We start from the raw sequence: 26,271 nt of genomic DNA, 5'->3' as shown, positions 1-26,271 counted from the left end.
GGAAACCGGCCCTTTTTCAATGCCTCACGGCCACTTCACCACGGGCGGCATGGAAGACAGGATGGAATTCACATTGCCGCCGGTCTTGAGGCCGAAGATCGTGCCGCGATCATAAAGCAGGTTGAACTCGACGTAACGGCCACGGCGGATGAGCTGTTCGTTGCGGTCCGCGTCGGTCCAGTCCTTGTTGAAGTTCTGGCGGACCAGATGCGGATAGACGACCGAAAAGCCGCGTCCCACATCGCGCGTATAGGCAAAATCCGCATCCCAGCCGCCTTTTTCTTCCGGCGAGTGCAGCCAGTCGTAGAAGATGCCGCCAATGCCGCGCGCCTCGTTGCGATGCGGCAGGAAGAAATATTCGTCGCACCACTCCTTCACGCGCTGGTAGTCGACAATTTCCTTGTGCTTGTCGCAGATGAAGCGGAAGGCCTTGTGGAAGGCAAGCGTGTCCGGGTCGTCCTGCGTGCGGCGGCGATCGAGCACCGGCGTCAGGTCGGCGCCGCCGCCGAACCACTGGCGCGTGGTCACCACCATGCGGGTGTTCATGTGGACGGCAGGCACATTCGGGTTTTGCGGATGCGCGATCAGCGAAATGCCGCTTGCCCAGTAACGCGGGTCTTCCTCGGCGCCCGGAATCTGCTTGCGGAACTCCGGCGAGAACTCGCCATAGACCGTCGAGACATGGACGCCGACCTTTTCGAAGACGCGGCCATGCATGATCGACATGACCCCGCCGCCGCCGCGGCCTTCATCCTTCTGCCATGGCGTGCGGACGAAGCGTCCGGGTTCGCGATCCGAAAGCGGGCCCTGCAATTCATCTTCAAGTTGTTCATAGCTTGCGCAGATACGGTCGCGCAGTTCCTCGAACCAGCGCTGTGCCGCCTGCTTCTTCTCTTCGATGTCTGCCGGGATGATGGCCGGAATCTCGTCGCGTTGCATTTTCGTGTCCTTCCGGCGCGGCCTGGTGGTGTTTGAAGACCTCGCGCAGCCAGGGTTGGAGCGCATCCCGAAAAGTGCGTGACGTTTTCGGACAAGATGCGCGGTTCAAAATGAATATCTAGAGCGCCGATCCGATTCAGTCAGATCGAAGCGCGCTCTAAATGGATGAACTATTATCGCTTGGCTTAGCAAAGTCCGCCTTCACCGCAAAGCGTGAAGCGCGTGATCGCAAGGCAGTACGGACCCTCTCCCCAAGAAAAGACTCGTCTTTGGGGTATCGCTAACCTATCTTTCTCTACTCAGGGTTTGAAAGGCATTCATTTCCGGGTTCGCCGGGAGGCAAACGCATGGCAGCAACACCGCCCCGTCCACCGCTTGAAGGCCTGCGCAGGCAGCTTGAGAAAAGCCGCGCCCAGAAAAGCGCCAAGCAAAGCACGAAAAGCAGGATGCCGCGCGATGGTTTCGTCCGCGAGACGTTCACCCTGCCGAGGCTGGCGGCGCGCGAAAAGGCGCGCGAGTGGTTCGAGACATTCCCGAAAGCCGCCTACTGGACCGAGATCGAAAGCTGGTGCGAGAGGCCGGACGATGTGATCGAGTTTACCATGCGCCGTCTGGCGACCGCGGATTGAGCAGCGCTTCAATCGCGGCGGTCAAGCCATTGAAACGCGATTCAGATTAGCAGGCAGAAAAGGCGCCCCGGAGGGCGCCTTCGCTTTTTGAATCGTTATTACGTTACGGCTTGGAGTTTCGATCCGATTGGATCGGATTGCGCTTCATCCGAAAGCCGTTTCACCCTTTTCGGGATGCGGTCTACTTGCCTGCCGTCTGCGGGGCCTTTTCCCATGCGTTCCAGTTCCGGATGATGCTTTCGGCATAGGCCTTGCCGACGCGATAGGCGTTGGTCGTGGCAAGCGGGAAGCCGCCGGAATTCGCGGCAAGCGATTCCGCCGCCGTCTGGTCCTTGCCCTGGCGGTCGAAATTCGACGCGGTGCGCAGCAGCGCGATGCGGTCGAAATCGAGCTTGCCAGCTTCGGCGGCGCGCTTCAGCGCGGTCAGCGTGGCGTTGTCTTCCATCTGCGAGGTGCAATAATCGGCCTTGCCGTCGGTCAGAAGCTTCGACCATTCGGCCATGGCTTCGCCGAGCTTTGCGCCGTGCCAGTAGGTATCGCCCGAAGCCGTATCGCAGATCGTGACCTTTGGCGCGCCGGTCGCAGCCTCTTCCGTGTAATGCTTGCGATATTCCTTCGCCGCGTCGCTATCCAGAAGTTCGACGCCTCTGGTCGTTGCCAGAGCATAATCGGCAAGCTTGCCGTTCAGTTCGAAGACTTCCGTGCCTGCGGCCCATTTCGGCTTTTCGCCGGGCTTTGCCGCGCCGAGGCCGAAGAAGTCCGTGGGCGAGCCTTCCGGCGCTTCCCGAATGTCGATGCGGTGGTTCAGATTGGCGTCGACGGAATATTTCGCCCCAATGCGCCGATCCGAGCGTGCCGTGCTTCGGATCGACACCGGCGATGCCCGCGATCACGAAATAGGTGTGGCTCAGATCGAACCTGTCGCTCAGCGCCATGGCTGCCGTCGCGCTTGCGGCATTGGCGAAGCCCATGGCCGTCGTCATGTGGCACAGGCCTTCGGCGGTGCAGTCGACCGTCGGATATTCGGGGTTGAGGCCCGGCAGCTTGATTTTCTGGGTGAACTTTTCGCCTTCAAGCCATGGCTTGGCTTCTTCGCCGAACATGGTGATGACCATCACCTTCGGCGCGATGGGGGTGGCTTCCTGGGCGAAGGCCGGGGCGCTTGCCAGCAGGGACAGGGTGGAAGCGGCGAGAGCGAGGGTGGACAGGTTCATGGAAGAAGCGAGCCTTTCAGACCGGAGGGGGAGATGCTGCCTTGCGAATCCGGTCATTTCGCGAGGTTTTTCCTTTGCCGCAGAGCTTCGCCTGCGGTCATCGCAACCGAAATCGCAAGATTTAGCGAGCGCGCGCCCGGCATCATCGGGATCAGAAGCCGCGCATCGGCGGCATCGTGCACGGTGTCGGGAACGCCCGACGACTCACGCCCGAAGAGCAGGATGTCATTTTCCTGAAACTGGTAATCCGTATAGGGAACCGCCGCCCTGGTGGACAGCAACACGATGCGGCGTCCGGCCTGCCGGCGCCAGTCCTCGAAGTGGCGCCAGTCCGCATGGCGGGTGAGGGCGGCCTGCTCCAGATAATCCATGCCTGCGCGCTTCAGCGAGCGGTCCGAAACATCGAATCCGGCAGGCTCGATCAGGTCGACCGCGAAGCCGAGGCAGGCGGCCATTCGCAGGATGGTTCCCGTATTGCCGGGAATGTCGGGCTGGTAAAGTGCGACGCGCAGTTCCATATGATGCGGGTAGCCGACAAATCGGGCGGCTGCAAGCGTCGAGAACGGTTCCCGCCTCCCGCATCAACATATCCGTTGGCGAGGGAGTGTCCGCAGGATGGGGATCGTTCCTGCATCACGAAAATATTCCTGTTTTGTTCCTATTCCGTCTTGGAAATCCTGCAAGGTGCCCGTAAAAGGATCGCCATGTTCAGATGGTTTGAAAAACGACTCGAAGCTTATCCCGAAGAACCGCCGCGCGAACCCCCGCGCGGACTGGTAGCCTTTTGCCTTTATTATACCCGCGGCGCATGGCCGTGGATCATCGGCATGGCGATCTTCACCACGCTCATCGCCGTGATCGAAGTGTCGCTCTTTGCCTTCATGGGCAACATTGTCGACTGGCTGTCGCACCAGTCGCGCGAGACTTTCCTCAGCAATGAGGGCTGGCGGCTTGCGCTGATTGCAGGCGTCGTCCTGATCGGCCTGCCGGGTGTGGTGCTGATCCATTCGCTGCTGATCCACCAGACATTGCTCGGCAATTATCCGATGCGCATTCGCTGGCTGATGCACCGTTACCTGATCCGCCAGTCGATGTCGTTCTTCCAGGACGAATTCGCCGGACGCATCTCCACCAAGCTGATGCAGACTGCTCTTGCCGTTCGCGAAACGGTGATGAAGCTTCTGGACGTGCTCAACTATGTCATCGTCTATTTCGCTGGCACGCTGTTCATTGCGGCGTCTGCGGATCTGGTTCTGATGGTCCCGTTTGCCGTCTGGCTGGTTGCCTACATCCTGCTGCTGCGCTTCTTCATTCCGCGCCTGCGGGTGGTTTCGGAACAGCAGGCCGATGCGCGCTCGCTGATGACGGGCCGCATCGTCGACAGCTATACGAATATCGCGACCGTGAAGCTTTTCTCGCATTCGAGCCGCGAGGAATCCTATGTGCGTGAAAGCCTCGACGGCTTCCTCGGCACCGTGCATCGGCAGATGCGGCTCATCACGATGTTCCATTTCACCCTCTATATGGCGAACTGCATCCTGCTGTTTGCGGTGGGCGCAATCGGCATCCAGCTCTGGATGAACGAAGCGATTACCGTGGGCGCCGTTTGCCGTCGGCATCGGTCTGGTGCTGCGCCTCAACGGCATGTCGCAGTGGATCATGTGGGAAATGTCGGCCCTGTTCGAGAACATCGGCACGGTGGAAGACGGCATCACCACGATTGCGCGTTCCCATGAAGTTGTCGACGTTCCCAATGCGCCGGCGCTGCAGGTGACCAGAGGCGAGCTCGACTTCGACCGGATCGGCTTCCACTACGGCAAGGGCAAGGGTGTCATCGACAACCTCACCCTCACCATTCAGCCGGGCCAGAAAGTGGGATTGGTCGGACGCTCCGGCGCTGGCAAATCCACGCTGGTCAATCTGCTGCTGCGCTTCTACGATCTGGAGAAGGGCCGCATCCTGATCGACGGGCAGGACATTTCCAGGGTCACGCAGGATTCGCTGCGCGCCAATATCGGCATGGTGACGCAGGATACCTCGCTTCTGCATCGCTCGGTCCGCGAGAACATCATGTATGGGCGGCCGGATGCCACGGAGGAGATGCTCCAGCAGGCGATCCGACTCGCGCAGGCCGACCAGTTCATTCCGCTGCTGACCGATCCCAAGGGGCGGCAGGGACTGGATGCGCATGTCGGCGAACGCGGCGTCAAGCTTTCCGGCGGACAGCGCCAGCGCATCGCCATTGCGCGTGTGATGCTAAAGGACGCGCCGATCCTCATTCTGGACGAGGCCACCTCAGCGCTCGATTCGGAGGTGGAGGCGGCCATTCAGGACAGCCTCAACACGCTGATGGAAGGCAAGACCGTGATCGCCATCGCGCACCGCCTTTCCACCATCGCGGCGCTGGACCGTCTCGTGGTGATGGACAAGGGGCGCATCGTGGAAGACGGCACGCATGAGGAACTTGTCGCGCTCGGCGGCATTTATGCAAGTCTATGGGCCCGCCAGTCCGGCGGCTTCCTCGGCTTCGATGAAAATACCGAGGATACGCTGGTCAAATAAGGACACAAGCCATTGATGAAAGCGGTTTACAGCCTGTTCGAACGTTGGGTCGATCCCTTTCGTGAACCGGACAGGCTGAGACCGCCTTCAACGACGCTCGGCTTTCTGTGGCATTATGCGCGACAGGCGAAATGGCCGCTGGCGGCTTCCCTTGTCGTTGGCGGATTGCTGCCGCTGGTCGAGGCAGGTTTATTCTATTTCACGGGCAGGCTGGTCGATATTCTCGATCAGGCGGGCAAGGGCGGCGTCGAGCGAAGCTGGTCGGCGCTTTTGCAGGTGGCAGGGCCCGACCTGCTTTTCATGGGGGTCACTGTCCTTGTGATCCGCCTCGTGGTGACGGCAATCAACACGCTGCTGGAAGAGCAGGTGATGGGCCCCAATTTCTATAACCTGATCCGGTGGCAGGCCAATTCATATGTGCTGCAGCAATCCTACGGGTTTTTCCAGAATGACTTTGCGGGGCGCATAGCGACAAAAGTCTGGCAGGCCGGGCAGGCGGCGGGCGACTTCATTCAGAGCCTGATCCAAGTGGTCTGGTTCATGCTCATATACAGCATCAGCACATTGTTCCTGATAGGGCGGCTGGATTGGACGCTCGCGGCGGTCGTGCTGGCATGGATTGCTGTTTTCGTGTTGATTGCACGTCATTATCTTCCGCAGATCCGCCGTCAGGCCGAGGCTTCCGCCGAAGCGGGGTCGCTGATAAACGGGCGGCTGGTCGACAGCTATTCCAATATCCAGACGATAAAGCTGAACACCGTCAATGATGATGTTCAGTATTTGCGCGAAGGTTTCAAAGGATACATTGCCGCGCTTCTCCCGTTCATGCGGTCGCTCACCGGCGTCCGCGTTTCGCTCACGGCGCTCTCCGGACTGATGATCGTGACGGTTGCGGCGATAGCCATCGATCTGTGGACGCGCAATGCCATCACTGTCGGGCAGGTGTCGTTCACGCTCGGTCTGGTGCTGCGCCTCAACATGCTGCTTGGCCGTCTCATGATGCAGCTCAATGGCATGCTGCGCCAGCTCGGGCTGATCGAAAATTCCATGCGGCTGGTTTCCGCCCCGCTCGGTCTGGAAGACCGGCCCGATGCCAGACCCTTGCAGGTGACGGAGGCGCGCATCGATGTCCGCAACGTCACCTTTCACTATGGCAAGGCTGCAGGCGTTCTCGACAATATCAACCTGACTGTGCGCGGCGGTGAAAGGGTCGGTCTCGTCGGCCATTCCGGCGCGGGCAAGTCCACGCTCGTGAACCTCATCCTGCGTCTCTACGATGTCGAGAAGGGTTCTATCCTTGTCGATGGTCAGGATGTTCGCGATGTCACCCAGACCTCGCTGCGCCGGGCCGTCGCGGTCGTCAGTCAGGAGACTGCGTTGCTGCACAGGTCGCTGCGCGACAATATTATGCTGGCGCGAGACGATGCGACCGACGAGGAACTGCTGCAGGCGGCGCGTCAGGCCGAGGCCGACGGGTTCATCGCCAATCTGGAGGATTTTCAGGGGCGGCGCTCCTTCGATGCCTTCGTGGGCGAGCGCGGCGTCAAGCTTTCCGGCGGGCAGCGGCAGCGCATCGCCATCGCGCGCGCCATCCTCAAGGACGCGCCGATCCTGATCCTCGATGAAGCGACATCGGCACTCGATTCGGAGGTGGAAGCTTCCATTCAGGAGAATCTGAAGCGCCTGATGGAGGGGAAGACGGTTATCGCGATCGCCCACCGGCTTTCCACCATCGCGGCGCTGGACAGGCTTGTGGTGATGGACCAGGGCCGCATCGTGGAGGAGGGGACGCATGACGAACTTATCGCCCGCGGCGGCATCTATGCGGGACTTTGGGCCCGCCAGTCGGGCGGGTTCATAGGGCGGAACAGGGAAAGTTGAAAGCTTTCGGCTGCTGCGTCCTCGCCGTGCTTTCCCTGAATTCAGCAGGCAAATCCGCCTGCGACATCGTGCCGTCATAAGGGGTTGGTGTCTGGACAAGCGTTTTTTACACGCATAAACCGGATAGTGAAATGGAGGGAATTTCGTCCTGTGAGCACTTGCGGGACTACTTTTGCGCAAGTGCAAAAGAGGACGAGGGGAGAGTTCAATTGAACATGCAGGTTGAAAAGGAATTGGCACGTGAGCGCACACGACACGGCTGAGCCGACACGGCGTGATTTTTTGTATATTGCGACGGGAATGGCCGGTGTCGTCGGAGTTGCCGGACTGGCCTGGCCGTTTATCGACCAGATGCGTCCGGACGCTTCGACACTCGCGGCTGCGTCCATCGAGGTTGATGTTTCGTCCCTGACGGAAGGAGCATCATTAACTGTTAAATGGCGTGGTAAGCCGGTTTTCATTCGTAACCGCTCCGCCAAGGAAGTCGAGGATGCCAAGACAACCGCTCTTGGTGATCTCAAGGATCCGATCGCGCGTAACGCCAACCTTGCTTCGGACGCGCAGGCGACCGATCTCGCCCGCTCGGCAGGCGAGGGCAAGGAAAACTGGCTGGTGATGATCGGCGTCTGCACCCATCTGGGTTGCGTGCCGCTCGGTGAATCCGGTTCTTTCGGTGGCTGGTTCTGCCCATGCCATGGCTCGACCTATGACACGGCCGGTCGTATCCGCAGCGGTCCGGCGCCGGAAAACATGCACATCCCGCAATATGCGTTCACTTCCGATACGGTCATCAGGATCGGCTAACAGGTCTTGGGGAGAGAAGACATGAGTGGTGGACACTCCACATACACGCCGAAGACCGGCATCGAAAAATGGGTGGACGAACGGCTTCCCTTGCCGCGTCTCGTCTATGATTCTTTCGTGGCCTATCCGACGCCGCGTAACCTGAACTACATGTACACCTTCGGTGGCATTCTGAGCTTCATGCTCATTTCGCAGATCGTTACCGGCATCGTGCTGGCAATGCATTATGCTGCGGATACGGGCATTGCGTTCAATTCCGTCGAAAAGATCATGCGCGACGTCAACTCCGGTTGGCTGCTGCGCTACATGCACTCCAACGGCGCATCCTTCTTCTTCATCGCCGTTTATCTCCATATCGCTCGCGGCCTCTATTACGGTTCCTACAAGGCGCCGCGCGAGTTGTTGTGGATCTTGGGCGTGGTGATCTTCCTTCTCATGATGGCGACCGCCTTCATGGGCTACGTGCTGCCATGGGGCCAGATGTCCTTCTGGGGCGCGACCGTCATCACGGGCTTCTTCACGGCCTTCCCGATCATCGGCGAGCCGATCCAGCAGCTTCTGCTCGGCGGCTTCGCGGTCGACAATCCGACGCTCAACCGCTTCTTCTCGCTGCATTATCTGCTGCCGTTCATGATCGCCGGCGTCGTCATCCTGCACGTCTGGGCGCTGCATGTGACGGGCCAGACCAACCCGACCGGCATTGAAGTCAAGTCCAAGACCGATACGCTGCCGTTCACGCCATATGCGACCATCAAGGACGCTTTCGGCGCGCTCGTCTTCTTCGTGTTCTTCGCCTACTTCATCTTCTACATGCCGAACTTCCTCGGCCATCCGGATAACTACATCCCGGCCGATTCCCTGAAGACGCCTGCCCACATCGTTCCGGAATGGTACTTCCTGCCGTTCTACGCGATGCTGCGCGCCATCACCTTCAATATCGGCCCGATCGATTCGAAGCTCGGCGGCGTTCTGACCATGTTCGGTTCGATCGCAATCCTCTTCGTCGTGCCATGGCTCGATACGTCGAAGGTTCGTTCGGCTGTCTATCGTCCCTGGTTCAAGCTGTTCTTCTGGCTGTTCGTGATCAACGCCATCTTCCTCGGCTGGCTCGGTTCGCGTCCTGCGGAAGGTTCCTACGTCTTCATGGCGCAGCTGGGTACGCTCTACTACTTTGCCTTCTTCATCATCATCATGCCGGTCATCGGCCTGATCGAAACGCCCAAGCGTTTGCCGAACTCGATCACCGAGGCGGTTCTGGAGAAGAGTGGCAAGGCCGAGATTACCCCAGTGGAAATCCCTGTAGAAACTCGGGGCTGAACCAGCGAGAGAGATGAAGGACGTAACAATGAAAAACATCCTCAAGAATTTCGCTGCCTTCGGTATTGCTCCGCTGGTCGCGCTTGGTATCGCCTTCGCCAGTACGGTGGGTGGTGCCTCGGCTGAGGAAGGCGGTAATGCCGCGGAGCCGGAACATTTTCCGATCCACCATCCCAAGCAGGAAAAGTGGAGCTTCGCCGGCCCGTTCGGAACCTATGACAAGGGCCAGCTGCAGCGCGGCCTGAAGGTCTACAAGGAAGTCTGCTCGGCCTGCCATTCGATGAACCTGGTCGCCTTCCGCACGCTGGAAGGCCTCGGTTACTCGCCTGAACAGGTCAAGGCGCTTGCCGCTGAATATGAAGTGCAGGACGGCCCGAACGCGGATGGCGAAATGTTCACCCGCAAGGCGCTTCCGACCGACCACTTCCCGTCGCCATATCCGAACGCGGCTGCGGCTGCTGCGGCAAACAACGGTGCGGCTCCGCCGGACTTCTCGCTGATTGCCAAGGCGCGCGCAGTGGAGCGTGGGTTCCCGCAGTTCATCTTCGATATATTCACGCAATATGCCGAAGGTGGCCCGGATTATATCCATTCCCTGTTGACCGGTTTCGACGAACAGCCGCCGGCAGGCATGCAGATCGCCGAGGGTACGCATTACAATCCGTACTTCATTTCGGCCAAGGCGCTCGCCATGGCGAAGCCGCTCAGCGACGACCAGGTCACCTATGACGACGGTTCGCCGCAGACAGTGGACCAGTATGCACGCGACGTTTCGGCTTTCCTGATGTGGGCTGCCGAGCCGCATCTGGAAGAACGCAAGCGGACCGGCTTCCGGGTCATGGTGTTCCTGATCCTCTTTGCGGGTCTGGTCTATGTCGCCAAGCGTTCGATCTGGTCGGATGTGAAGCACTGACAGGTCAGTCAAGGTTGAAAAATGGGCGCCACGGGCGCCCATTTTTTTGTCCCGGAGCCAGCCGGAATTTGGCCGTGGATACGAGTGCTGGCTGCTTTGCCACAATTAAGCCATGAAAATGTCCGTGCTTCGCCGCAATATTCCTGGCAAAAATAGGCGGTTTCTTTTGCATTTTGCTCGTTTGCGGGTGTAAAGGAGCTTTGCCCCGACTTTGCCTTGATTAGTTTACCGGCCTGCAGGCCGCCTGAAAGGATGGAAAATGGAATCCGGATTTAAAGCCAGCCTGAAGGATGCGATCCGCACCATTCCGGACTATCCGAAGCCGGGCGTCCAGTTCCGCGACGTGACGACGCTCATGGGCGACGCGCAGGCATTCCGCCGCTCGGTCGACGAACTGGTCTATCCCTATGCAGGCAACAAGGTCGACAAGGTAGCCGGTATCGAGGCGCGAGGCTTCATTCTGGGCGGCGCAATCGCGCACCAGCTTTCCGCCGGTTTCGTGCCGATCCGCAAGAAGGGCAAGCTGCCGCGCGACACGGTGCGCATCGCCTACAGCCTCGAATACGGCATCGACGAAATGGAAATGCATCGCGACGCGATTGAAAAGGGCGAGCGGATCATTCTGGTGGACGACCTGATCGCCACGGGCGGAACCGCGGAAGCGGCGGTGAAGCTCCTGCTTCAGATGGGCGCGGAAATCGTCGCGGCCTGCTTCATCATCGATCTGCCGGATCTGGGTGGCCGCAAGAAGCTCGAAGCGCTCGGCGTTCCGGTGCGCACGCTTGTCGCCTTCGAGGGCGACTGAGACATATAACATAAGGGATAGCGGTCGTGGCTTTGTCGTTTGGATTTCTGGTTTTCCCGTCCATTCAGCAACTCGATCTGACAGGACCTTATGAAGTTTTTTCATCGGCGGAAGGGGCTGACGTTCACCTGATCTGGAAAGATCGGAATCCGGTCAAATCCTCCTCGGGACTCACTTTCATACCGACAGCCACTTTTGATGATTGTCCGCAACTTGATGTAATCTGCATTCCCGGCGGCGGGGTGAACCCGCTGCTGACGGATGATGTGGTGCTGGATTTCGTCAGGCAGCAAGCGCGAGGCGCACGGTATGTAACCTCTGTCTGCACCGGCGCACTAGTTCTCGGCGCAGCCGGGCTGCTTGAGGGGCGAAGGGCGACAACCCACTGGAATGCCATGGATTTTCTGGAGCACTTCGGGGCGATAGCAACCGAGGCGCGTGTTGTTCGAGACGGGAATGTCATTACGGCGGGCGGCGTAACGTCCGGTATAGATTTCGGTTTGTCCATCCTCGAAGAGGTGTTTGGGCAAACAGAAGCGGAAACTGTTCAATTGACGCTCGAATATGCTCCCTCACCGCCGTTCAAGTCAGGGAAACCCGGCGAAGCTCGCGCAGAAGTTTTGGAGCGGGGGCGTGAACGTCTCGCCGCATCCAGAGCGGCGAGGGAGGCAATTTTTTCGAACTGGAAGCGAGACTGATTACCGTTCCGGCAGTTTCACCATTGCCGCATTGTCGAAGGACAGGACTTCCTCGCCACTCTGGTTATGGGCGTTCGTCGTCATCGTCAGCATCGACCAGCCGGGGCGGGAAGCGAGCGGCCTGATGGTGTGGACCACGCGCTTATAAGTGATCGTATCCCCGGCATAGACCGGCTTCGGCCATTTCAGGTTCTCAAAGCCGGGCGAGGGGCCGAATGTCGGCGGTGTCTCGCCGCGCTTCAGGGCGTCCTTCGTTGCCTTCACGATGGAGGCGACGTTGAGCTTCATGAACACTGCCGTCGTGTGCCAGCCCGAAGCGCACAGCCCGCCGAAGACGCTCTTTTTTGCTGCTTCACTATCGAGATGGAACGGCTGCGGATCGTATTTCCGCGCGAAATCGATGATTTCCTCGGCCGTAAACGTATAGCTGCCGATGATGACGGCCTGCCCGAGATTGTCTTCCAGAAAACTCATGACGCATCTCCCGCAGCCGCATCGTAGTCACGCCGCAACATCATGCATGGATGCTGCATTTCACAGACGCTTTCGCCGCGCTGATTGAACAGTTCATGATGGAACGTCACCAGCCCGATTGCCGGGCGCGACCGGGAAATGCGCTTGTCCTTGATGGTCGTCACGCCGTTCAGCGTATCGCCTGCGAGCACGGGACGCTTCCACCGCGTAAATTCCACGCCGGGACCGCCTTGCGAGGTGGAATCAGTCAGATAGGCATCGCAGACCAGCCGCATGATGAGGGAAACGGTGTGCCATCCCGATGCGGCAAGCCCGCCCAGCACGCTGGCCTTGCCCGCTTCCTCGTCCAGATGGAAGGGCTGCGGATCGAACGCGCTGGCAAATTCTATGATTTCTTCCTTGCTGATCGTACGAGGACCAAAGGGAAGGGTCATTCCCGGTTCCATATCCTCGTAGGCATATTTCGGCAGAGGCTTGCTCACCCTCGATCTCCTCCATACTCATAAAGTGCGATGCACTCAAAATGAATCGTACCACGATTTTCCCTCATCCAGAGGAGGCTCGCGAGCTTGCGAGGGAGCCGCTCGAAGGACGAGGGCAGGCACTGTGCGTTTTCCCCGACCCTTCGAGAACGCCGTTTTCAACAGCTCCTCAGGGTTAGGGAAAGAAAGGCGTCGAGAGTATAGGCGACACCTCCCGGAATCAAAAACTCTCCCACCTCACTACACATTATCCAGACGCGAAATCAGTTCACACTTTTGGGAGGCGCACTTTATACCAGAGCGGTTCCTGTTCTGACAGAATCGCGGAACCGCTCTAACTATTTGTTTTATCGCATTATCCAACGCATCGAAGCGGGATAGGAAATCAGTCCGGTGAACTGATTTCCCCACGTAGACGTTTCACACTTTTGCTGGAAATGCTCTAGATCTCGTTGAGCTTGACTCATCGAGACCTGGTTGAGCCCGTGCGGTGATTGAGCATTTTCAGGGCGTGATGCGCTAGCATTTCAGCGCCCTGCTATCAGGTATTGAAGCGGAACAGCATCACATCGCCGTCATGGACGATGTATTCCTTGCCTTCGTCCCTTGCCTTGCCAGCTTCCTTCGCGCCGACTTCGCCGTTGTATTTGACGTAGTCTTCATAAGCGATGGTCTGCGCGCGGATGAAGCCGCGCTCGAAATCGGTGTGGATGACACCGGCAGCAGCGGGGGCCTTCGTGCCGCGCTTGATGGTCCAGGCGCGGGTTTCCTTGGGGCCAGCGGTGAAATAGGTGATAAGGTCGAGCAGCTTGTAACCGGCGCGGATCAGGCGGTCGAGGCCCGGCTCCTCAAGGTCCATGCTTTCCAGATATTCCCTGGCTTCCTCATCGGGAAGCTGTGCGACTTCCGCCTCGATCGCAGCCGAAATGATGACCGTCTGGGCACCCTGTTCCTCGGCCATCTTGCCAACGGCGGCGCTGTATTCGTTGCCCTTCGCAGCATCGCCTTCCGCGACGTTGCAGACATAGAGCACAGGCTTCGAGGTCAGAAGGTTCAGGCCCTTCAGCGTCAGCAGGTCCTCGGGAGAAATGTCCTTCAGCATCAGGCGGACAGGCTGGCCGTTCTGAAGCAGTTCAAGCGCGGCTTCCATCACCGGCAGGACGGTGAGCGCTTCCTTGTCCTTGCCCGTCGCCCGCTTGCGGATCTGCACGATGCGGCGCTCGATGCTTTCGAGGTCCGACAGCATCAGTTCCGTTTCGACCGTCTGGGCATCCGATACGGGATCGATGCGGCCTTCGACATGGGTAATGTCGTCATCCTCGAAGCAGCGTAGCACATGCACGATGGCGTCGACTTCGCGAATATTGGCGAGGAACTGGTTGCCGAGGCCTTCGCCCTTCGAGGCGCCGCGCACGAGGCCCGCAATATCGACGAAGTTGATGCGGGTCGGGATGATTTCCTTCGAGCCGGCGATCCCGGCGATTTCGTTCTGGCGCGGGTCCGGAACGGCCACTTCGCCGGTATTCGGCTCGATGGTGCAGAATGGATAGTTCGCGGCCTGTGCGGCGGCCGTTTTGGTCAGCGCGTTGAAAAGCGTCGACTTGCCAACGTTTGGCAGGCCAACGATGCCGCATTTGAAACCCATGATCGTACCTATCAGACTAGAATTTTCTTGGTGTGGCTATGCGTCATAGGACGGCACAGCGTCAATCCTTTTTCCCGAAAAGCCGCTTGAGCATGTCGGCCATCGGGCCGCTTTCGGGAATATTCGGCTTTTTCTGGTTTGGCCGCGCCTGGCGGATATGGCTCTGCGCCTTTGCCTTTGCTTCAGGCGGGGCTTTTTCAAGCTGCGCGGGGTCGGCCTTGAAACCGTTGGGACGCTGATTGCCGTCGCCCATGGCGAGCGCAACGCGGTTCATGAAACTGTTGTCCTCGCCGCGGGCGAGCATGGCGACATTATCGGCGACAGCGCCCAGAAGCGTATCCAGCCATTCATTGTCGGCCTTGGCGAAATCGCCGAGAACATAGTTATGCACGAGTTCCTTCGCGCCGGGATGGCCGATGCCAAGCCGCATGCGGCGATAATTCTGGCCGCCGGGGAAGGACTGCATATGGGAGTCGATGGACTTGATGCCGTTATGGCCACCGGAGCCGCCGCCGGTCTTGATGCGCAGCTTGCCGGGATTGAGATCGAGTTCGTCATAGATCACGACGAGATCGGCAGGCGTAAGCTTGTAGAAGCGCATGGCCTCGCCGACAGACTGGCCGGAAAGGTTCATGAAGGTCTGCGGCTTGATGAGCAGCACCTTTTCGCCATCGATCACGCCATCGGCGATCTCGGCCTGAAACTTCTTCTGCCAGTTGGAAAAGCGATGGCGGCGGAATATTTCATCCGCCGCCATAAAACCGATATTGTGCCGGTTATGCGCATATTTGGGGCCCGGATTGCCAAGACCTGCAATGAGCAGCATGGTTTGAGCCCCTAAATAATTACTCGGCGTCCTTGGCTTCTTCCGCAGCGCCTTCCGAGGCAGCTTCTTCCGACTTCAGGCCGGCAGGAGCAGCGATCGTGGCGATGGTGAAGTCGCGATCCTGGATGGCAGGCGTCACGCCCTTCGGCAGCTTGATTGCCGAAATGTGGACGGAGTCGCCGATTTCGAGGCCGGTCAGGTCGACATCGAGTGCTTCCGGAATTGCATTGGCCGGAACGATCAGTTCAACGTCGTGACGAACGATGTTGAGAACGCCGCCGCGCTTGATGCCCGGAGCTGCTTCTTCGTTCTTGAAGTGGACCGGAACATTCACATGGACGACCGACTTCGCGGAAACGCGCAGGAAGTCGACATGCTGCGGGAAGTCACGGACCGGATCCAGCTGGTAGTCCTTCGGGAGGACCTGAATCTTCTTGCCGTCCACTTCGATCGTGGCAACAGTGGTCTTAAAGCCACCGCCATGAATCTTGTAGAAGATCTCCTTGTAGGAGACGGCGATTGCGAGGGGTTCCTGCTTGTCGCCATAGATGACTGCAGGAATCTGGCCGTTGCGACGCAGTTCGCGGGAGGACCCCTTACCAACCCGGGTACGCAGATCGGCCTTGAGCACGTAAGTCTCGCTCATGGCATTTCCTTTCGATGTTACTGGAGTGTCGCCCGCTGTATGATCTGCGCATGATCTTGTCCGAAAACCGGTTTCCACTTTTCGGGACCATGCTTCAACAAACGACATGAAACAGCCCGTATCGTCTGTCACAAGGTGAAAGACCGGACCGCTCCATTCCGCGTTGCCTCCAAGGGTGTCTACGCGGATGGCGGTGCTATAGAGCATAGCGCGCGGCGGTGCAAGTTTTTTGGGTTTGCCTCACACGGAGGCTGACGGGCGATAGTTGAAAAACTGATCCCGATGGCCTATATTCGGATCGGTAGCTGAAGCGCTAACTCCAGCTACCGTGTACTCAGATAAAGAGCTGTACCCGCACTGTAGCTTGCCAGCCGGTGCGGGTTTTCTTTATTCTAAGCGTGAATCTAATGGGTATTAACCACATTCAATTCACCTCCGAATAGAGGGCAAAGCCTTTGCCACGGTCGGAGCGGCTCATCCTCCCCGACGCGCCCGCTGGCTGGACGCTTGCTGCTTTTGCCCCCTGACAGGATTGCTATCAAAACTTCAGGTTGAAATCTACTGCCCGGCATCTGTGGGCATTTGTCTTAACGGGTGGCAATCACAGCCGCAAAAGTGTTAAGCGGGTGCCTGATCGACTGGCGGGTTTTCTACGCGAGTCGTCTGTTCCCGCAATGTTGAAACAAGGAGGCGAGATGCAGGTCGGTATCGACATGGGTTCTGTTGCTGGAAGCGGTTCTGCCTCGGCAGCGACGCTTGGCGGCGGCAAGCAGGCCATGCTTGATCTTGAGGAGCTTCTCGCCACGCGCCTGCTCGTGCAGGGCAATTCCGGCTCGGGCAAGTCGCATCTTCTGCGCCGCCTGCTGGAACAGAGCGCGCAATGGGTGCAGCAGTGCATCGTCGATCCCGAAGGGGATTTCGTCACGCTCGCCGATCTCTACGGCCATGTCGTCGTTGATGCCGCCCGCACCGAAGCCGAACTGACCCGCATTGCCGGACGCATCCGCCAGCATCGTGTTTCCGTCGTCCTCAATCTGGAAGGGCTGGACGTCGAGCAGCAGATGCGCTCGGCTGCGGCTTTTCTTGGCGGACTTTTCGATGCCGAACGCGATTATTGGTATCCGATGCTGGTCGTGGTGGATGAGGCGCAGCTTTTTGCGCCTGCCGCCGCCGGTGAAGTGTCGGATGAAGCGCGCAAGCTTTCGCTGGGCGCGATGACCAACCTCATGTGCCGTGGTCGAAAGCGCGGTCTTGCCGGGGTTATTGCGACGCAGCGACTGGCAAAGCTCGCCAAGAACGTCGCTGCCGAGGCCTCGAATTTTTTGATGGGGCGCACTTTTCTCGATATCGACATGGCGCGTGCCGCCGACCTTCTCGGCATGGAACGCAAACAAGCTGAAATGTTCCGCGATTTGCAGCGCGGGCATTTTGTGGCGCTTGGGCCCGCCCTGTCGCGCCGTCCATTGCCGATCAAGATCGGCAAGGTGGAAACATCGGCACGGTCTTCTTCGCCGAAACTGATGCCGCTTCCCGATGCGCCCGAAGATGCGCTCGATCTTATTTTCACGCCTGCGCCGCAGGAAATCCGCACCGCGGTTCGCAGGGCGCCGCCACCGCCACCGCCGCCATCGACGGCGGAAATCCTGGCTCAGGTGGCAAAACCCAAGCCGGAAGCCGAACCGGTCGAAGCGCCGCTTTTCCCCGGCATCGTGGAAGCCGAACGCGAAGAGCTTCTGGAAAAGGTGATGCGCGAGATCGTGGACGATCCGGAAGCCTCGTTCCGCTCGGTTGCCGTTCTCTATCAGGACTTTCTGGTGCGCTGCCGCATTCACCGCGTTCCGGGCGAACCGCTGGCCCTGCCTGCCTTCCGGCGCAGGCTGGCCGTGGCGCAAGCCAGCATTGAAAGCGATGTCGCCAATGGCGAGACATGGCAGCAGGCGCTTATCCTTTCGGAAAGCCTCACCGACGATGTGCAGGGCGTGTTCCTGATCGTGGCGCAGGCAGCGGTGACGGGTGCGCCTTGCCCGTCCGACGCGGCGCTGGCGCGGGCCTATGGCACGCATTCGTTCAGTCGTGCGCGGCGTCTCCTGACCTATTTCGAAGAGCGCGGGCTTCTGGTCGTGCGCAACGACTTCAAGGGAATGCGCATCGTCAATTTCCCCGATCTTGCCTGTGAGACCGCGCCGGGCGATCCGAATGCGCCGGATGATCTGACCGAAGAAGGTGCCGCAGCCGAGTAAGCCTGTGAAAACCGTCATGAACCTGTAATGATTGTCAGCAAGAGCTTGGTCGGATCATTCAGGATGACAGCGTGACACAGCCAATAAAGCAGCCGGATTTCAAAGAACTTTTCGCGACATTCGGCAAGATCGGGCTTTTGTCCTTCGGCGGGCCGGCAGCCCAGATCGCCATGTTGCAGCGCGTTCTCGTGGATGAGAAGAAATGGATGGATCAGGAGCGGCTGATCCATGCGCTCAATTTCTGCATGTTGCTGCCGGGGCCGGAAGCCATGCAGCTTGCGACCTATTCCGGCTGGGCGGTGAAAGGCTGGCGCGGCGGCTTGCTGGCCGGGCTTTTGTTCGTGCTGCCCGGTGCGGTCGTCATGCTGGCATTGTCGGCGCTTTACGTCGCCTTCGGGCATGTCGATGTTGTGGCGGGATTGCTGTTCGGCCTCAAGGCTGCGGTGCTGGCCGTGGTCTTTGAGGCGCTCTATCGGATGGCCAGACGGACATTGGCGTCTGGGTTTTCCTATTGCGTGGCGGTCGCGGCATTCATTGCGATAGCGCTTTTGAAACTGCCATTTCCGCTCGTCGTGCTGCTGGCGGCTGTCGCCGGTGGCCTGCGCCATGCCATTCAGGGAAATAGTGCAGCAACAGTTCTGGGGCAGGCGACACCCGGTGCGCTGCGGGAATTCACGCAGCAGACACTGATCTGGGGCGGGCTGTGGCTTTTGCCGCTGATCGGGCTCTTCCTCGCCTTTGGCGGCGGGCATGTCTTCGTGCAGGAAGCCGCCTTCTTCTCGAAGCTTGCGGCGGTAACGTTCGGTGGCGCTTATGCGGCCCTTTCCTATACGGCGCAGCAGGCGGTCGAGCATTTCGGCTGGATGAAGCCCGGCGAGATGCTGACCGGGCTCGGTCTTGCCGAAACCACGCCGGGACCGCTGATCCTTGTGCTGGTATTCGTCGGCTTCGTGGGGGCGGCGAACCTTTCGAGCCTGCCGCCGCTGCTCGGCGGCTTTTTCGGCGGATTGATCGCGCTGTGGTTTACCTTCGTGCCCTGCTTTCTATGGATACTGGCAGGCGCGCCATTCGTGGAGCGGCTGCGTCAGGTGCGCTGGCTGTCGGCGATGCTGGGCGGGATCACGGCTGCGGTCGTGGGCGTAATTGCCAATCTGGCGCTGTGGTTCTCGCTGCATGTCCTGTTTTCAAAGGTCGTGGAGAAGGCGGTCGGTCCCTTCACGCTGCCGCTTCCGGTCTGGAGCACAATAGACAATGCCGCCGTCCTGATCGCAGGCGCGGCGGCATTGTTGCTTGTCGTCTTCAGGATGAACATGCCGCTCGTGCTGTTGCTGGCGGCATGTTTCGGGATCGCCCTCAGGCTGTTGTTTTAGTCGAACAGGCTCGAAACCGACTCTTCCGCTGCCGTGCGGGCAATGGCTTCGCCGATGAGGTCCGAGATCGACAGCACGCGGATGTTCGGCGCGTCGTTGATGGCGGTGGTCGGCTGGATGGAATCGGTGATGACCAGTTCCTTCAGCTTGGACGAGGCGATACGCGCAACCGCGCCGCCGGACAGAACGCCGTGCGTGATATAGGCGGTGACGCTGTTGGCGCCCTTGTTGAGCAGGGCCTCGGCTGCATTGCAGAGCGTGCCGCCGGAATCGACGATATCGTCGAACAGCAGGCAGTCCTTGCCGGAAACATCGCCGATGACGTTCATGACTTCCGATTCACCCGGGCGCTCACGACGCTTGTCGACGATGGCGAGCTGCGCGTCGATGCGCTTTGCGAGCGAACGGGCGCGCACCACGCCGCCGACATCCGGCGATACGACCATGCAGTTGCCGGTGGCATAATGGGCCTTCACATCGCGGGCGATGACCGGAACGGCGTAGAGGTTGTCGGTCGGGATATCGAAGAAGCCCTGGATCTGACCGGCGTGAAGATCAAGCGTCAGGACGCGGTTGGCGCCGGCTTCGGTGATGAGGTTGGCGACGAGCTTGGCGGAGATCGGCGTGCGCGGGCCGGGCTTGCGGTCCTGGCGGGCATAGCCGAAATAGGGCAGGACTGCGGTGATGCGACGGGCCGAGGAACGGCGGAAGGCGTCGATCATGATGAGCAGTTCCATCAGGTGATCGTTTGCCGGGTAGGAGGTCGATTGCAGAACGAATACGTCTTCGCCGCGCACGTTTTCCTGAATCTCTACGAAGATTTCCTGATCGGCGAAGCGACGGACGCTGGCCTTACCGAGCGGAATGTTGAGATATTGAGCAACGGATTCGGCAAGAACCCGGTTGGAGTTGCCTGCGAAAAGTTTCATTCTTTTGCCTCTGACGCCGATGCGGTCGCGGTTTGCAGTCTGGTTGTCGCAAAAGTCCGCCGTAACGGACAATCTCAAAAATTTTAAAGCTGCGTACTTATCTGACGGGATCAAGTACAGCAGCTTGCAAGGTTCTTTCGGATGCGGGGGCTATTGCAAAGAGTCACAGTTATTGCAAGGCCCGAAGGGACACAATTGCTGCAAAAAGGCCGGTATTGCGGCTTTCCCACAGTATGACAGACCGATTCAGCAAAAGATTTCAGTCTTTTGCTGCCGAAGCAAGTTTCTATGCGCGATTTGCCGCAAGCCAGGTCGAATATTCCTGCATGGTGCGGTCGGCGATTGCCTGCATTGCGGAAGCCGGAACGACGCTCCATGAGTCTGCCGCAGCGCCCGGAACTTTCTCCTGACCCTGTATGCGGTGAAGGCGGTTGCCGGACGCATCGAGAACGTCCCAGACGTAGAGAACCGTGGTCTGGTTATCTTCCGAAAGAACGGAGAAATATCCCTTCATCACATAGGCCGCGCCCGTATCATTATTGCCCGCAAGCTCGATGCCCTTTGCCTTGGCGTCATCGTTGATGCGATGGGGTCAGCGGCGTCACCACATTGACCGGCGCGCCGACGATGGGGGCGATATGCAGCTTGCCCGGCTTGAGGCCTGCACTGCGCTGCGGCGCCGCTGGCGCAGTGGTTGCGGGCGTGGTGCCGGTTGCGGTTGTTCCGGCGGGTTGCGCGGCGCCCGTCGTCGGGGTGCCGGGCGTCGTGGCCGGTGCAACGGTTTGGCCCGAACTCTGACCAGAGCCTTGGCCCGGACCCTGATTGCTGCCTTGCACGTTCAGCGCGGATTCAGTGCTGTTGCAGGCAGCGAGGACGCTTGTCAGCATCCCGGCCAGAAACAGCATCGTTGAAAGATGTGCCTTGTTCATGTTCGGCTTCATGCTCCTGAAGGCGCAGGTTCCCTGCGATAGGGCATTTCAGTTCATTCCGTCGACTTTTCCCGACGTGCCGTTTTATCGCCGATTGCGCCTCATTTGACAATCATATCAAGAGAATGGCGGGATAATGGCTGAGCAGCCCCATTTGTTGTGAGATATGTCTGTCCCAGCGTCATGGCGGTCTGCGTATCGGAATCCATGATGATCATATGCGCGAAAAGCGTCATGTCCGGCTGGATGCTCTCCGGATTTCCGGCATAGAACATCTGCGGGTCCATCCATGACGGCGTGAAGCGCGCGCCCACCGAATAGCCGCAGGCATTGAGGCGGTGGCGGGTGAGGCCATGCGCCTCCATGGTCCGCGCATGGGCATCGAACACGTCGCCGAATGTCGAGGCGGGCGTCATCGCCGCTTCCACGGCTTCCAGCGCCTCGCGCGCGGCGGCGTAAAGCTCCTGATGGTGCGTGGTCGGCTTGCCGACGATCAGCGTGCGCATCATCGGCGCATGGTAGTGCCGGAAGACGCCCGACCATTCGAGCGTGAGCTGGTCGTTCTTGTTCAGCTTGCGCCGGCCGGATTTATAGCGGCAGAGCAGGGCGTCGTCGCCCGAGCCGATGATATATTCGTTCGCCGGATAATCGCCGTCGCCCGCGAAATTGGCGCTCATCATCGCAGCCAGAATATCGGCCTCGCTCGCGCCTCCTTTGGTCAGCTTGATCGCCGCATCAAGCGCATCGTCGCTGAGTTCCGCGGCGCGCTTGGCATAGGCGATTTCGGCAGGGCTTTTCAGCAGGCGCAGGCGATCCACCATGCCGGACGCATCGTAAAGCTTGGCAAAGCTCTGCAACTGTTCGTCCAGCTTGCGGGCATTGGCCCCGGTGAGGCCGTGCGTCTGGTATTCGATACCGATCCGGGTGCCGAGAAGGTCCAGTTCCGTCAGGATGTTGCGCAGGTCCGAGGCCGGATTGGCATTGTCGCGGTCGGTCCAGACCACGATATTCTCGATATTCGACGTATGACGCGCCTGCCGGAGATCGGCGGAGCGCGTCATCAGCACCATGGACCCGTCGGCTTTCACGACGAGGCACTGGAAGAAGCAGAAGCCGAACGTGTCATAGCCGGTCAGCCAGTACATGCTCTCCTGTGCGAACAGCAGAAGGGCATCCAGCTTCTCCTCCTCCATCTTCAAGGTCAGACGGTCGCGACGTGCGGCGAATTCTTCCGGCTCGAAGTGAAGGGCCATGCGGTTCTCCTAATCTTCCTGGGTGGCGGTGTCTTCTATGATGGCAATGGCTGCGATCTGGCGCCCGTAATCGGGTTCATTGCGATGGGTGGTGCGCCGGTAGGAATAGAACCGCTCCTCATCGGCATAGGTGCACTGGCGCAGCGATTCCGCCTGCACACCTGCCTTCGTCAGGCGGTCGGTGATGAACGTCCACAGGTCGAACAGCTTGTGGTCCGCCTTGTCGGATGGGCGGAAATAGGCGGTATAGGCCGGGTCCCTGCCGATGAATTCGGCATAGAATTCCGGTCCGACCTCATAATTGTCGGGGCCGATGGTGGGGCCGAGAACAGCCACGATATTCTCGCGCTTCGCGCCGAGCCCGATCATGGCTTCGATGGTGTTTTCCAGCACGCCGCCAAAAGCGCCGCGCCATCCCGCATGAGCAGAGCCGATGATTCCTGCTTCGTGATCGGCAAACAGCACTGGCCCGCAATCGGCGGAAAGCGCACCGATGGCGATGCCGGGAACATTGGTCACCATGGCGTCGGCCTTCGGGCGCGGGCTGCCGAACGGTTCGGTGACGTGGAGGACATCGGGCGAATGAACCTGATGCACGGTCATGAGATGATCGGGCGCAACGCCGAGGCTTTCGGCTACGCGGCGGCGATTCTCCGCGACCTTTTCCGGTACATCGTTCGATCCGCTTCCGACGTTGAGGCCCGTATAGATGCCATCGGAAACGCCGCCCTTGCGGGTGAAGAAGCCGTGCGCAATCCGCTTCCCGTTCTGTCCTACGGGCTTTTCAAGGAGAGGCGAACGGAGCGGTTGCGGCATGTCGGTCATGGCATTCTTTCGTTAAACGGCGGGATGGTGGGGGAGGTCGGTTGGCTTGTCAATCGAAGCTTTCGCTAACGTGGAACTGCAAAAGGAATGAGCTTTGTGTCGGAATCGCTGATGGCCAGCACCTTGAACAAGGTTCCCATCTGATCGGGCGCGGCCAGTCTTTCGACATCCTGCCGGATTTTTTCCTGAAATGCCGCATCCTTGCCCGCGCCCAGCCGTCCGGCGCGATCAATCAGGCCCATTGCGAGCAGAAACTCGCCCTGCGTCATCGTTCCGGTCTTGCAGTTGCTGGCGCGTGCTGCCTTCTCCAGCATGTCGAAATCGACATGGCTGGTAAGATCGGCTTCCCCCGGATGGGCGAACACATCGTCAAAGCTGTGTTTCAGCATGGCTTGCAGCGTATCGCCGAAACCGGATTCCAGATGGCCGTAATCGATGTTGAGCGCCGCGCCGCGTGTTGTGGCGATACGACTGGCGATTTCCTGCATCAGGGCCGTGCGCGCCGGGGCCGCTTCGAAGATGGCACCTTCCTCCGCCGTGGCGTGATCTTGCGGAAGGAGAGCCGGATCTATGCCGCCCAGACCGCTGACGAAGTGAAATTCGTCCTTGTCGTCGAGCGCAATCATCCGTTCGACAAAGCGGCCACCCACCTTGACGAACTGGCGAAAAGGAATGGCGTCGAAGAGTTCATTGGTGACGAGGATCAGCGGTCCGTCAGCTATGTCGGAGAAGCGCTCGAACCAGTCGATTTTTACGCCTGCACCGGCCAGCTTTTCCTTTTGCCTTTCGACAAGGCGCGGGCTGGTTTCGACCATGGCGATGCGGGCAGCGCCAAGCATTTGAGGGGCAAGCCTGCCGATGGTGCGCAGCATGTCGCTCATCAGCGTGCCGCGACCGGGGCCGATCTCGCACAGCACCACATTGTCCGGGCGTCCCAGCGCATCCCATTCGCTGACGCACCAGATGCCGATCAGCTCGCCGAACATCTGGCTCACTTCCGGTGCGGTGATGAAATCGCCGTCACGTCCGAAAGGTTCTCGCGTGGTGTAATAGCCAGCCTCGCGGTCGCCGAGGCAGGCGGCCATGTAATCGGCGACGCTGATCGGCCCGGAGGCGGCGATCAGGCGTTTCAGCCGGTCTTTCAGCGATGACTCAGGCATCTTTGGCTGCTGCGCGGTTGGCGCGCCACATGGCCCACAGGCCGATCAGCACCATCGGCACCGAAAGCACCATGCCCATGGTGAGCCAGCCGCCGAGGAGATAACCGAGCTGGGCATCCGGCTCGCGGAAGAATTCCACCACGATGCGGCTGAGGCCGTAGCCGGTGACGAATGCGCCAGCGATGAAGCCGGGTTTCTTCAGCTTGCGTCCGACCCAGACGAGCAGGAACAGCACGAAGAAGAGCACGAGACCCTCGAGCAAGGCTTCGTAAAGCTGGCTTGGATGGCGCGGCAACGGGCCGCCATTGGGGAAATAGACCGCCCATGGCACCTCGCTGACCCGGCCCCAGAGTTCCGAATTGATGAAATTGGCGACGCGCACGACGCCGAGGCCGACCGGCACGCCGGCGGCAATCGTGTCGAACATGCTCCACACCCTGATGCCGCGTGAGCGGGCAAACAGGATCATGGCGAGCGTGGTGCCCAGAATGCCGCCGTGGAACGACATGCCGCCATCCCAGACCGCCGGAATGGCGAGCGGGTTGGAAATGTAAAAGGAGAAATTATAGAAAAGCACATAGCCGATGCGCCCGCCAAGCACGACGCCAAGCGCGGCCCAGATGACGAAGTCGTCGAGCGCTTCCGGGGCCATGGGCGGCTGGTTGTTCGCCCACAGGCGGTGGCTTCGCAGGAGCTTCTTGCCATACCACCAGGCGAACATGATGCCGACCACATAGCCGAGGCCGTACCAGTGCACTGCCAGCGGCCCGATCCGGAAAATCACCGGATCGATATTGGGGAAGGCGAGCGCCGATACGGGCAGCAACGTCTCAATCATGAAATCACTCCGTTTTGTGAGGGAACATGCTGGACCAGCCCTTGCCGGTCAAGCCGTTCCCGCCGTGCTGCAAATCGCGTTTTGCGGTGCTTGCGGTGCTCATCTACCCTTAAGGCAGCCTTAAGTACATTCGCCTCGGGTTTTCCGATCCCGCAGGAGCCCCTGATTTTGCTTTCGTTGCGCCGAAGCCGATCACTTTCCATAGCCGAGCTTGCATCGGACCCGAGACGGCCCTATTTCAAATTTATGTTTTCAACAGGTCTCTCCTGGAAGTAAGGAATGATTGCCATGACCAGCGGACAGAACCGGGTTCTCGATGAACTCGCCAAGCTTGTGACGGATGCGGCAGGCGCTGCGCAGGGCGTGCGCCGCGAAGTGGAAACGGCGTTGCGTTCTCAGGGCGAACGGGTGCTGAACACGCTCGACGTGGTGCAGCGCGAAGACTTCGAAGCCGTTCGTGAAATGGCGATCAAGGCGCGTGCCGAAAACAGCGCCCTGCTGGCAAGAATCGAAGCTCTCGAAGCGCGTCTTGCGAAATTCGAAGTCGATTCCGATGCCAAATCGGCAAAATCGGCTTCAACTTCGGCTAAATCCAAAAATAATCCCTGAATATTTATTAACAGGCCGCAAGTGGCAAAAACCCTTGTCTTAGAGTCGGTTAAGGCAAGGGGTGCGGCCCGCCCTTCATATATTTCCACATGCTTTCATGTCTCTTTTTTGAAAAGGGGCTGGCGTTCAGATTCAGCATCAATAGACTGAAAACACTACATGATTCGTAATGTGGTCATGTAGGCGGCGGCGAGGGGCTGTGTGTCAGGTTTCGCGTCTTTCAGGCTGCTTTCCAGTATCAGTTGCGTATGTGCGTGTGCCATTGGGGCGCTTGCATGCCACC

22 protein-coding genes and 3 pseudogenes are annotated in these 26,271 nt (G+C 59.4%); 11 read left to right on the top strand and 14 right to left on the bottom strand.

Annotated features, from left to right (window positions below):
- Positions 1 to 24: 24 nt before the first annotated feature.
- On the bottom strand, positions 25 to 939 hold the full coding sequence (hemF, locus tag OINT_RS08320; RefSeq protein WP_006467344.1) for an oxygen-dependent coproporphyrinogen oxidase: 915 nt from the start codon (positions 937 to 939) through the stop codon (positions 25 to 27).
- A gap of 347 nt (positions 940 to 1,286) precedes the next feature.
- Here hemF and OINT_RS08315 point away from each other — a divergent pair, with 347 nt between their 5' ends.
- On the top strand, positions 1,287 to 1,568 hold the full coding sequence (locus OINT_RS08315; RefSeq protein WP_006467342.1) for a hypothetical protein: 282 nt from the start codon (positions 1,287 to 1,289) through the stop codon (positions 1,566 to 1,568).
- 181 nt (positions 1,569 to 1,749) lie between these two features.
- Here OINT_RS08315 and OINT_RS08310 read toward each other — a convergent pair.
- Positions 1,750 to 2,782, bottom strand: a pseudogene (locus tag OINT_RS08310) (purine-nucleoside phosphorylase).
- A 53-nt stretch (positions 2,783 to 2,835) separates the two neighbouring features.
- Positions 2,836 to 3,300 (bottom strand): tRNA (cytidine(34)-2'-O)-methyltransferase, encoded by a 465-nt coding sequence (locus OINT_RS08305; protein WP_006467341.1) that lies wholly within the window; start codon positions 3,298 to 3,300, stop codon positions 2,836 to 2,838.
- A 186-nt stretch (positions 3,301 to 3,486) separates the two neighbouring features.
- Here OINT_RS08305 and OINT_RS08300 point away from each other — a divergent pair.
- The 7 genes and pseudogenes from OINT_RS08300 to OINT_RS08270 all read left to right on the top strand — a co-directional run bounded on the left by OINT_RS08300 (position 3,487) and on the right by OINT_RS08270 (position 11,762).
- Positions 3,487 to 5,344, top strand: a pseudogene (locus tag OINT_RS08300) (ABC transporter ATP-binding protein).
- 15 nt (positions 5,345 to 5,359) lie between these two features.
- The gene (locus tag OINT_RS08295; RefSeq protein ID WP_036565712.1) at positions 5,360 to 7,225 is read left to right on the top strand and encodes an ABC transporter ATP-binding protein; all 1,866 of its coding nucleotides are present in this window, start codon (positions 5,360 to 5,362) and stop codon (positions 7,223 to 7,225) included.
- A gap of 240 nt (positions 7,226 to 7,465) precedes the next feature.
- Positions 7,466 to 8,029 (top strand): ubiquinol-cytochrome c reductase iron-sulfur subunit, encoded by a 564-nt coding sequence (gene petA / locus OINT_RS08290; protein ID WP_022569054.1) that lies wholly within the window; start codon positions 7,466 to 7,468, stop codon positions 8,027 to 8,029.
- A gap of 21 nt (positions 8,030 to 8,050) precedes the next feature.
- Complete coding sequence (locus OINT_RS08285) at positions 8,051 to 9,346, top strand: cytochrome b (RefSeq protein WP_006472729.1); 1,296 nt, start codon at positions 8,051 to 8,053, stop codon at positions 9,344 to 9,346.
- Between the two features lie 28 nt (positions 9,347 to 9,374).
- Positions 9,375 to 10,259 carry a cytochrome c1 gene (locus OINT_RS08280; RefSeq protein WP_172491099.1) on the top strand — a complete coding sequence of 295 codons (885 nt, stop codon included), beginning with the start codon at positions 9,375 to 9,377 and terminating at the stop codon, positions 10,257 to 10,259.
- A gap of 259 nt (positions 10,260 to 10,518) precedes the next feature.
- On the top strand, positions 10,519 to 11,064 hold the full coding sequence (locus tag OINT_RS08275; protein ID WP_006467336.1) for an adenine phosphoribosyltransferase: 546 nt from the start codon (positions 10,519 to 10,521) through the stop codon (positions 11,062 to 11,064).
- Between the two features lie 26 nt (positions 11,065 to 11,090).
- On the top strand, positions 11,091 to 11,762 hold the full coding sequence (locus OINT_RS08270; RefSeq protein WP_006467335.1) for a DJ-1/PfpI family protein: 672 nt from the start codon (positions 11,091 to 11,093) through the stop codon (positions 11,760 to 11,762).
- Here the strand turns inward: OINT_RS08270 and OINT_RS08265 are convergent, their stop codons facing one another.
- The 5 genes from OINT_RS08265 to OINT_RS08245 all read right to left on the bottom strand — a co-directional run bounded on the left by OINT_RS08265 (position 11,763) and on the right by OINT_RS08245 (position 15,835).
- Positions 11,763 to 12,236 carry a MaoC family dehydratase gene (locus OINT_RS08265; protein WP_006467334.1) on the bottom strand — a complete coding sequence of 158 codons (474 nt, stop codon included), beginning with the start codon at positions 12,234 to 12,236 and terminating at the stop codon, positions 11,763 to 11,765.
- A complete protein-coding gene (locus OINT_RS08260) occupies positions 12,233 to 12,718 on the bottom strand; it encodes a MaoC family dehydratase (RefSeq protein ID WP_006467333.1) in 486 nt (161 codons plus the stop codon). Before OINT_RS08260 ends, OINT_RS08265 begins: the two co-directional genes overlap by 4 nt.
- 541 nt (positions 12,719 to 13,259) lie before the next feature.
- Positions 13,260 to 14,363 (bottom strand): redox-regulated ATPase YchF, encoded by a 1,104-nt coding sequence (gene ychF / locus OINT_RS08255; RefSeq protein ID WP_006467332.1) that lies wholly within the window; start codon positions 14,361 to 14,363, stop codon positions 13,260 to 13,262.
- 61 nt (positions 14,364 to 14,424) lie between these two features.
- Positions 14,425 to 15,189, bottom strand: a complete 765-nt coding sequence (gene pth, locus OINT_RS08250) for an aminoacyl-tRNA hydrolase (RefSeq protein WP_006467331.1) — start codon at positions 15,187 to 15,189, stop codon at positions 14,425 to 14,427.
- 19 nt (positions 15,190 to 15,208) lie between these two features.
- Positions 15,209 to 15,835 (bottom strand): 50S ribosomal protein L25/general stress protein Ctc, encoded by a 627-nt coding sequence (locus OINT_RS08245; protein WP_006472730.1) that lies wholly within the window; start codon positions 15,833 to 15,835, stop codon positions 15,209 to 15,211.
- Between the two features lie 695 nt (positions 15,836 to 16,530).
- Between OINT_RS08245 and OINT_RS08240 the strand changes: the two genes are divergently transcribed.
- Both OINT_RS08240 and chrA read left to right on the top strand, forming a co-directional pair.
- Positions 16,531 to 18,075 carry an ATP-binding protein gene (locus tag OINT_RS08240; protein WP_006472731.1) on the top strand — a complete coding sequence of 515 codons (1,545 nt, stop codon included), beginning with the start codon at positions 16,531 to 16,533 and terminating at the stop codon, positions 18,073 to 18,075.
- A gap of 71 nt (positions 18,076 to 18,146) precedes the next feature.
- Positions 18,147 to 19,445 carry a chromate efflux transporter gene (gene chrA / locus OINT_RS08235; RefSeq protein WP_006467328.1) on the top strand — a complete coding sequence of 433 codons (1,299 nt, stop codon included), beginning with the start codon at positions 18,147 to 18,149 and terminating at the stop codon, positions 19,443 to 19,445.
- Here the strand turns inward: chrA and OINT_RS08230 are convergent.
- From OINT_RS08230 to lgt, 6 genes and pseudogenes are all read right to left on the bottom strand, one after another.
- Positions 19,442 to 20,374, bottom strand: a complete 933-nt coding sequence (locus OINT_RS08230) for a ribose-phosphate pyrophosphokinase (protein WP_021586965.1) — start codon at positions 20,372 to 20,374, stop codon at positions 19,442 to 19,444. The genes chrA and OINT_RS08230 overlap by 4 nt on opposite strands.
- Positions 20,375 to 20,660: 286 nt before the next feature.
- A pseudogene (locus OINT_RS08225) lies at positions 20,661 to 21,315 on the bottom strand (hypothetical protein).
- Between the two features lie 89 nt (positions 21,316 to 21,404).
- Positions 21,405 to 22,556: a M24 family metallopeptidase gene (locus OINT_RS08220; RefSeq protein WP_006467324.1), complete on the bottom strand. Its 1,152-nt coding sequence runs from the start codon at positions 22,554 to 22,556 to the stop codon at positions 21,405 to 21,407.
- 9 nt (positions 22,557 to 22,565) lie between these two features.
- Entirely contained in the window at positions 22,566 to 23,381 is an 816-nt protein-coding gene (gene pgeF, locus OINT_RS08215) for a peptidoglycan editing factor PgeF (protein WP_006467323.1), read from the bottom strand.
- Between the two features lie 65 nt (positions 23,382 to 23,446).
- The gene (locus OINT_RS08210) at positions 23,447 to 24,541 is read right to left on the bottom strand and encodes a class I SAM-dependent methyltransferase (protein ID WP_006467322.1); all 1,095 of its coding nucleotides are present in this window, start codon (positions 24,539 to 24,541) and stop codon (positions 23,447 to 23,449) included.
- Entirely contained in the window at positions 24,534 to 25,379 is an 846-nt protein-coding gene (lgt, locus tag OINT_RS08205) for a prolipoprotein diacylglyceryl transferase (RefSeq protein ID WP_006467321.1), read from the bottom strand. Before lgt ends, OINT_RS08210 begins: the two co-directional genes overlap by 8 nt.
- Positions 25,380 to 25,667: 288 nt before the next feature.
- Here lgt and OINT_RS08200 point away from each other — a divergent pair, with 288 nt between their 5' ends.
- The gene (locus OINT_RS08200) at positions 25,668 to 25,988 is read left to right on the top strand and encodes an accessory factor UbiK family protein (RefSeq protein WP_006471915.1); all 321 of its coding nucleotides are present in this window, start codon (positions 25,668 to 25,670) and stop codon (positions 25,986 to 25,988) included.
- Positions 25,989 to 26,271: the final 283 nt, after the last annotated feature.

It is taken from the genome of Brucella intermedia LMG 3301 (assembly GCF_000182645.1).
Lineage (GTDB): Bacteria > Pseudomonadota > Alphaproteobacteria > Rhizobiales > Rhizobiaceae > Brucella > Brucella intermedia.
This window is presented reverse-complemented; position numbering and strand designations above follow the sequence as displayed.